A 7,761-nucleotide genomic window follows, 5' to 3' on the forward strand; every position below is an offset into this window, starting at 1 on the left:
CGCTGGATGAGACGGGTCGGATTCCACGGGATGTCGTAGTTGATCACGATGTTGGAGCGGTGCAGGTTGACGCCTTCGGAAAGCACTTCGGTGGCTACCAGAATGCGGTATTGGTCTTTGGGCTGAAACGCGCGGGCGTCAAAGTTAGCGATGGCCTCCTTGCGGACGGTCTCGTCGGAACTGCCGGTGAACAGCAATACCTTGGGCTCAACTTCGTCGGCAATCCGCCCGGCAAGATATTCAGCCGTTTCCTTCGATTCTGTGAAGATGATGATCTTGCCTTTCTTCAGACTGGGTTCACTGCGGAGAACCTCACGAAAGGCCTCCCATTTGGGATCGCGCGTGATCTGTCTCCAGAGGTCGTGAACCGTACGCAGGATCTTCCGGTCACTCTCCATGTCGCGGATGAAGTCTTTGTTGAAGTCCTTTGAGTCCAGCCGCTCAGCCTTGTCGGCTTCAAGCAGGTGGTCGATGGCTTCCTGGTCGTCGGTTTCAAGCAGGTCGAAGATTTTGTTGATGTGTTTCTTGCTGATATAAACATGGCCTTTATTGAATTCCTCAATGACGCGGTCATAGGAACGGATAAAACGCTCGAGGGTCAGGCGGAATGCGTGGAAGCTGCTCTCCAGGCGTTTGATCAGGAGGATTTTCATGAACTTCGCCAGGTTTCGCTGGCTCTGTACCTCGCGCTGTTCGCGTTTGCCCTCGTAATAAGTCAAGGGTTTATAACGGGTGTATGCAAATGCCTGCGTTATCAAACGAACTGTTTCGTTGAAGATGTCATTTTCGGTCATGCTGAACTTGTAGAAAAGAGGCTCGGGGTCAGCGACGTCAGGAAACTTAAAGCCTTGGAGTTTCAGGTCTTCTCCGTAGTATTTCATGATTTCGTTCCGCGTGCGCCGGATCATTAAGTACTTGAGGATGTTCTCGCGTGTCGCCTTGGCATTAACCTGGACTGCCGCAAAGTACTGTTCGCGGTCGGTCTGACGGTCGAGGCCATTGAGGTTTTTCTCAAGGCGCGTGAAGAAGGCTTCGAGGTTGCGGACGTTCGGGATGGTGCTGTTTTTGCCATTCTGGAATAGCTTGACCTGGCTGAGAATGTCCCGTGGGGTATTGTTCAGCGGCGTTGCAGAGACCAGAATTACCCGTTTACCGCGACAGATCTGGGCAAGCATTTCGTAGGTCTGGTTCGTCTCAGTGCGGAAGCGATGCGACTCGTCGATGAATACATTGGCATACTTCGATACATCGCGTTCCAGCAAATCTTCTAATTTGCCGATGGACTCAAAATCGGTGTGCGGCACGCGGAAGTCTCCGAAGACATTCGGCCATGACCCGCGATTGTTCTTGTCCAGCAAATGGGGCGGCGCGATCACCAGCGAACGTCCGTCCAGTTGCTGTGCAAGCAAAGCTGCCATGTAAGTCTTGCCAAGCCCCACAACGTCTGACAAAAACAAGCCACCGTATTCCTGGAGCACTTTACGGGCGCTGATAACGGCTTCCTCTTGATACTTCAGCCGTTTGAATCCGTCGGGAACGTAGATGTCTTCCAGTTCATCCGGTCGGTTCAACTCATCTCTGAAGTACTCGTACAGGAATTTGAGGTAAAGCTCATAGGGCGTGAAATGAGCGAAGGGCGACCGATTGACGATGGTGTCTTCGTAGGGCTTCGATACATCCACGGCCACAGCCCAAAGCTCATTAAACTTGGCGAGGGCAAAGTCGTAGTCCGCCCTGTTCTTCAGCTCTACGTTGAACTCAAGATTCTCGACAAGACCGGCAGAGGTAAAATTGCTGGAACCGGTGATGACCCGGCCGGCATCGCGGTCTCCTTCGGCAAACGTCATGATGTACAGCTTGGCGTGGATGTTTTCCGAAGGGTAGGCTCTGATTTCCAGTTTGCCGTTTTTCAGCCATTCGATAAATTTATAAACCCCTTGCTCGATGTTTGCGTCATCTTCAGAAATCGCCATTTCGTTAGCAATCGCTTCGGAAAACTGTTCCTTTACTTCTGCGTGGGAAAATTGAAAGGACGTCTGGATGGGAATGCGTGATTGTTGGATTAAATCAAGGACTTGTTTGTTCGTGCTGATGCCGATGAGAACCCTGATCTTTTCCGTACTTTCCAGTGGCTGATAAAGACGGTAAAATCCGCTTGAATAGAAATACCCGACGAGGACATCAAAAAAACGGGTGTCTTTGATGAGGACATTGAACCTTTCCAGAAGGTTTCGGTTCGGTTCGTTGGTAATAAATGTCAAATCGGTATGCACTTTTGTCCATCCTCGTGCATTACTTGGTACAAAAGTGGTGGTTAAAAATCAATTTCTTCTTTAAGGGCTTCGTAGGGTATTCTCCGGGCCTCCTTTCAAAGGTCCCAGATAAAGGTAACACCGCTGTTGGGGAATATCCATTCATCTTCACTGATCCTCAGCTTGATCGCTTTTCCTTCTTCCCTGATAATTTCCGGATAAGGGCGCTTACCGGCAAAGAAACTGACTTCACGCACATTCTTGATGATTGTCCCCCCATAGTTGAACGATATCTCCAGTCCCCTCGTAGGGTACACGAGATAGACGGAGAAGTCATTGCTTTTCTTGGATTTCCTCGTAGCGATTTCAATCTCCACCTTGACGGGCCTGTTCAACTTTCCCCTGAGCTGTTCCCCGCCGCACCAGACCTCGTAACCCTTTTCCGTGTTTTCTATCTTTATAATCGGGACCTCTTGTCTGTCAATACGTACCCGTACTCGACTGGCCTGGAAATCCCTTTCCGTAACGGGATCGCCCCCGTGATCCAGAAGCCACCGGTATTCGCATCGCTTATCCTCGAAAAGAGCGGCCAGTTGCTCGCTATTTGTGGCACAGCCGATAATAAAGATATGATTTTTGATGGTCTTCGTATACTCGATATGGGTGATCACCTTGAAGTAATCCTCCGCGAGAGGGTCCACCGTCTCCTGCCCTGTAAGATCTGAGACATTTATGTCGTATCTGAAGTCGGTCCTCAGTTCTAACTGACGATCTTCTTTGCCGAAAAGGGTCTCAAACATTTCATAGTATATGGCGTCGCCGAACTCTGCATTCCGTGCCCTTGTCTGGAAACAGCATCGGATGATGTTGTCAATCCGGGAGATAGATTTCTCCTCATCCGGGATGAATATCCTCCGTAGGCGCGGCTCTATGGTATCTGTTTTCCCCTTTTGTAGAAAAATACGTGGTGCCCGCTTTCCCAGGGCACAGAGAATCTCATAGCTAATGGTTTTTACCCTGTTGGCAATTTCATTGGCAGAGATGTACTCCTCACCCTGATGCCCCATCAGGACAACCTCATCACCAGTCCGACAATCTTTGATATGACTAACATCGGCGGTACATATGTCCATGGAGATACGTCCCACAATTGGCGCCCGCTTTCCCCTGATCAGTACCTCGCCTTGATTGGAAAGGATGAACCCGTATCCGTCACCGTATCCGACCGGTATGGTGGCGATACTGGTGGGACGATTCGTGATATAAGATCTGCCGTAACCGATGCTGTATCCTTTCGGGAATTCCTTAATCAGGACCACCCTGGTCTTGAAGCTCATGACCGGGGCAAGATCTGCCTTCGTCTCTGTTTCCGGCGAGGGATGGATCCCGTAAGTCATGATACCGGCCCGCACCATATCGAGATGAAAATGGGGGAAGTTCATGATGGCGCCACTGTTGGATATATGTTTGATGGGAATATAGATACGATGTCCCTCCAGTTTGTCAAGAAGTTCTTGGAAAAGGTTCCACTGCATCTCATTGTAGTCGGTGGTGACCTCACTTGCGGCAAGGTGGGTAAAGATGCCTTCCACGATGATATTGGGAAATCCAAGGATTTCCTGAATCATGGTGAAGGCTTCATGATGCATCGTTCCATCCCTCCCCATACCTGTATCTACCTCGATGTGGATCGGTGTCCTGATACCTGCCTTTCTGTATCTCTTCTGGAGTTGTCGGGCAAATTGCAGATCCGATACCGACGGTATCAGATTGTACTTCATGATTTCGTTGATCTCGGAATCCGTGGATGGGCTCAGGATCAGTATGGGCGCCGTGATCCCGCTTACCCGAAGCTGCACGCCTTCATCGGCATTGGCAACCCCCAGAACAGCGGCGCCTTTTTTCAGGGCACAATTGGAAATCTCAATTGCCCCGTGACCATAGGCATCTGCTTTGACTACCTGGAGGATCTTAACTCGAGGACCAACCAGCCTTTTTATCTCATCCCAGTTGTGGTTGAAGTTGTCCAGATCAACCTCGACCCAGCTCCTATATTTCTCTTTCTCTTTTGATGGCATGTTGTGTGTCAATTGCCGGCCGTAAGTATCGAGGCTTACGAATGTTCACCCACCTCAAAGACATGCTTTACTATTACATCCAGAGGAGTGCCCTGGCCAAAAAAGCCGGTTATGCCCATTTTTCTTAGTTTTGGTCTATTTTCTGGCGTAATGCGTCCCCCAACGACTACACTGATATCTTCTGCTCTATTCTCCTTTAACAATTCTACTACCTGCGTAAAAAATCTCATGTACAGGTGATCTCCAAGATAGCTCAACGCAATAACATCCGCATCCTCTTCTATTGCCGCATGCACTATTTTTTGTGGCGTATTGAATCTACCCAAGTATATTACTTCCATGCCAGCACCTCTTAATGCCTGGCATACGAGGGTTATTCCTCTATCATGCCCTTCTATGCCCGGTAAAGCAGCGAGAACACGTATTTTCCTCTTTCCCATCTCCCCTGCCCCCTCATACAAAGGGATTTTCTATCATCTTGTAAGGATCATAGCTATACCCATTAGCTACTCTTAGCACACCCAGTATCTCCCCAAAGGTAGCATCTGTTCTTAATGCATCCTTTATGGCGGGAATCAGATTATGCCTTTCTCCTTTACCTGCCTCGCTTTTTAACCGCTCCATTGCGTCCTTAACCATTTTCTGGTCCCGTTTAGCTTTTAATTTCTCTATTCTTTTTTTCAGCGTCTCAGCAGTGGTCATCTGCTCCTCGATTGTCCGGTCCATGCGTATCCTGATCGGTACTTCTTCCTCTTCCGGTACCACGAACTCATTTAGTCCCACTATTATCCTCTTTTTCTCATCCATTTCCCGTTGCTCCCGCTGTGCGTTCTTTTCTATCTCTTTTCTCATCCAGAGGATCAAAAGGAGTCTCGGGATCAAAGTCATACACCGCAATGGACATATACATCGGCTCGTTTATCATTGAACCGCTGAGATTCTTCAAATCATAGCCCCAATCTTCCATTGCCGCCACTAAAGAAGCATAAAATACGGGCGTGGACATCCCTCAAATCTCCTTTTTGCGCCTTTTCCCTCCATTTTTTCCCTCCGGTTAGTCATTTTTTCGTCATGGTGAAGACACCGTCCCATGGGGCGGGAGGCGGATTCTCTTTAAGTTCCTCACATCTCTTGATGTACAACTCTGAAGGGGGATCGCCGGGTCGGACTTTTAAAACCTCATGGAAGGTGGCTCGCGCCTCATCCCACTGGCCCTGTTTATATTTTGCCAGCCCCTCCTCAAAAAGCCTGGCAAATTCCTCTCCCTGCCCGTCTTTCTTTTCCCCCAGAAGTTCATAAATTTTCACGGGGAGTTTCTTCCCCTTGACCCTGACTGAATCCAACTCCCGACAGAACATAACATCCTTGACGGCGACATACGTGTATTCACTGATAGCGATGTTTGTTCCATATTCCTTATTAATCCCTTCCAGTCTGGAACCGAGGTTCACACTGTCCCCCATGACGGTGTAATCAAACCGCATCTTCGAACCCATGTTACCTACCACCATATCACCGCTGTTGATACCGATACCGATATCAAGAACCGGCCGCCCCTCATCCACCCATTTCTTCTGCAGATTTTTCAATTCCTCCATCATATCAAGGGCAGTTCTGCACGCCCTCCTCGGATGGTCGGGTTGCTCGAGGGGCGCTCCGAATACGGCCATAATTGCATCCCCCATGTACTTATCGAGGAGACCATCATATTTGAATACCACATCAGTCATGGCCGTCAGATACTCATTCAGCAGGTGTACAAGCTCTTCAGGCGCTAACCTCTCGGATACAGTAGTAAACCCCCTGATATCGGAAAAAAGTACCGTCAGGTTTTTTTTGTCCCCCCCCAGTTTAAGTTTTGACGGGTCTTTCAACATCTCAGTGATGACGGAGGGGGTGAGGTAATACTGGAAAGTACCCCGTATCTTCTTCTTTTCTCTCTCTTCAGTAATGTACCGATAGACGGTTATGCCCAGATAGACCGCCAGCATTGTCAGAACCGGGTAGATGAGATTCAACCAGATGTTATAATGGGAAAAAACATAAGTATTCGTGATGATAAAAGCACTGATGATGAGAAAGCTCAGGATCATCCCGGAGACAGCCTTCGCCCGGGGAATGACGATACCTGTGATCAGACCGAAGAAGATAATGGCACAGAAATCTAAAAATTTCGTCCAGAAGGATTGGTGAAGAAAGTTTTGCCGGAGGATGTTATCAATTACGGTTGCATGTATCTCTACCCCGGGGTAAACGGTGCTGAAGGGTGTTACCCTGAGGTCGTAAATCCCGATGGCTGTGGCGCCCACGATCACGATTTTACCCCGGAAATGATCAGGAGAGAGACGGCCGCCGATAATATCGGAAACCGAATAATGGGGAAAAGTCTTTGCCGGGCCGAGGTAGTTGATCAGCATCCTCCCTGTCTCGTCGGTGGGAATCTCAAGCCTATCTATCTTCACCCCCTCCACACCGTATTCAGTTAAGTTCAGAGTGAGCATAGGCCAATCGAGATACTGAAGTAATAGAGACAAAGCCAGCGGTGAATAATAGTTGTCCTGGAATTTGATGACCAGGGGAGACCATCTGATCACCCCGTCACTGTCGGGAAATGCATTAAAATAACCGCTGTTTTCGGCTACTTCGGAAAGAGGTTTCAGGTTTGCCACCGCGGCATAGGCATGGACGAGGGCAGATTCATCCGGTGTTACTTTTGCCTGGATCATCTGGTATCTGGAACTGGAGATATTTTCGGCCTCTGCCTCGATTTCCTCGTTCGTGAGGTAGGAAACATCCCTTTTTGAGATATGAAAGAAATAACCGAGGGTGACATTCCCTGCCCGCTCGATCGCTTTAGCCAGACTGGCATCGGTATCGGCCATCGTTTTTTCCTTTGTCAGTAATCTATCTAATCTCACGTCCCGAATCCCGATATTTTTGAGCTCTTTTGAAAGGGCAATGATGGTTTTCAGGCTGGAATTTTCATCGGGTTCAGCAAAAACGATATCAAATCCCACCACCTTGGCCCCGTATGCCTTCAGGACATCAACGAGCCTGGCCATCGTCGTCCTCGGCCATGGCCACCGCCCCAGTTCAGCCAGGCTCTTCTCGTCTATCGCCGCAATAACGATTTCGCCTCCAGGAGAGATTTCCCCCCGGGAGAGCATTCTCAAATCGAGGGCCTTCAATTCCATAAACCGCAGGAAGGGAACATCCATGAAGAATAATACAAGGGCTATCAAAATAACAAAGAAAGTTATCTTCAGAGGTGATATTGACAGGAACCTTCTTATCTGTTTGTTCACTCCCATACTTCCTTAAAAAGTTTGGAAAATCATAGCAGACCAGTTTTGAAAGTCAAGACAAAGTAGGGTGGCTGTTAGTAACACGTGATATGTCCGGTTTGTAGCACACAATCTGTCCGGTTTGTT

General features: G+C 48.7%; 6 protein-coding genes. All 6 read right to left on the reverse strand.

Annotated elements, in window-relative coordinates; all coding sequences use genetic code 11:
- A partial coding sequence (locus tag QMD03_09620) for a helicase-related protein (GenBank protein MDI6777469.1) occupies positions 1-2,273 on the reverse strand: 2,273 nt, incomplete at its 3' end.
- 95 nt (positions 2,274-2,368) lie between these two features.
- Positions 2,369-4,330: an alanine racemase gene (gene alr / locus QMD03_09625; protein MDI6777470.1), complete on the reverse strand. Its 1,962-nt coding sequence runs from the start codon at positions 4,328-4,330 to the stop codon at positions 2,369-2,371.
- Positions 4,331-4,365: 35 nt separating this feature from the next.
- Positions 4,366-4,770 (reverse strand): cobalamin-dependent protein, encoded by a 405-nt coding sequence (locus QMD03_09630; GenBank protein ID MDI6777471.1) that lies wholly within the window; start codon positions 4,768-4,770, stop codon positions 4,366-4,368.
- Between the two features lie 13 nt (positions 4,771-4,783).
- Positions 4,784-5,137, reverse strand: coding sequence for a methylmalonyl-CoA mutase family protein (locus tag QMD03_09635; GenBank protein MDI6777472.1), 354 nt, complete (start codon positions 5,135-5,137; stop codon positions 4,784-4,786).
- The gene (locus tag QMD03_09640; protein ID MDI6777473.1) at positions 5,130-5,336 is read right to left on the reverse strand and encodes a hypothetical protein; all 207 of its coding nucleotides are present in this window, start codon (positions 5,334-5,336) and stop codon (positions 5,130-5,132) included. The genes QMD03_09635 and QMD03_09640 overlap by 8 nt, the downstream gene beginning before the upstream one ends.
- Before the next feature lie 52 nt (positions 5,337-5,388).
- The gene (locus QMD03_09645) at positions 5,389-7,635 is read right to left on the reverse strand and encodes a CHASE2 domain-containing protein (protein ID MDI6777474.1); all 2,247 of its coding nucleotides are present in this window, start codon (positions 7,633-7,635) and stop codon (positions 5,389-5,391) included.
- Positions 7,636-7,761 lie beyond the last annotated feature (126 nt).

The sequence above is a fragment of the Syntrophales bacterium genome (genome assembly GCA_030018935.1).
Classification (GTDB): domain Bacteria; phylum Desulfobacterota; class Syntrophia; order Syntrophales; family CG2-30-49-12; genus CG2-30-49-12.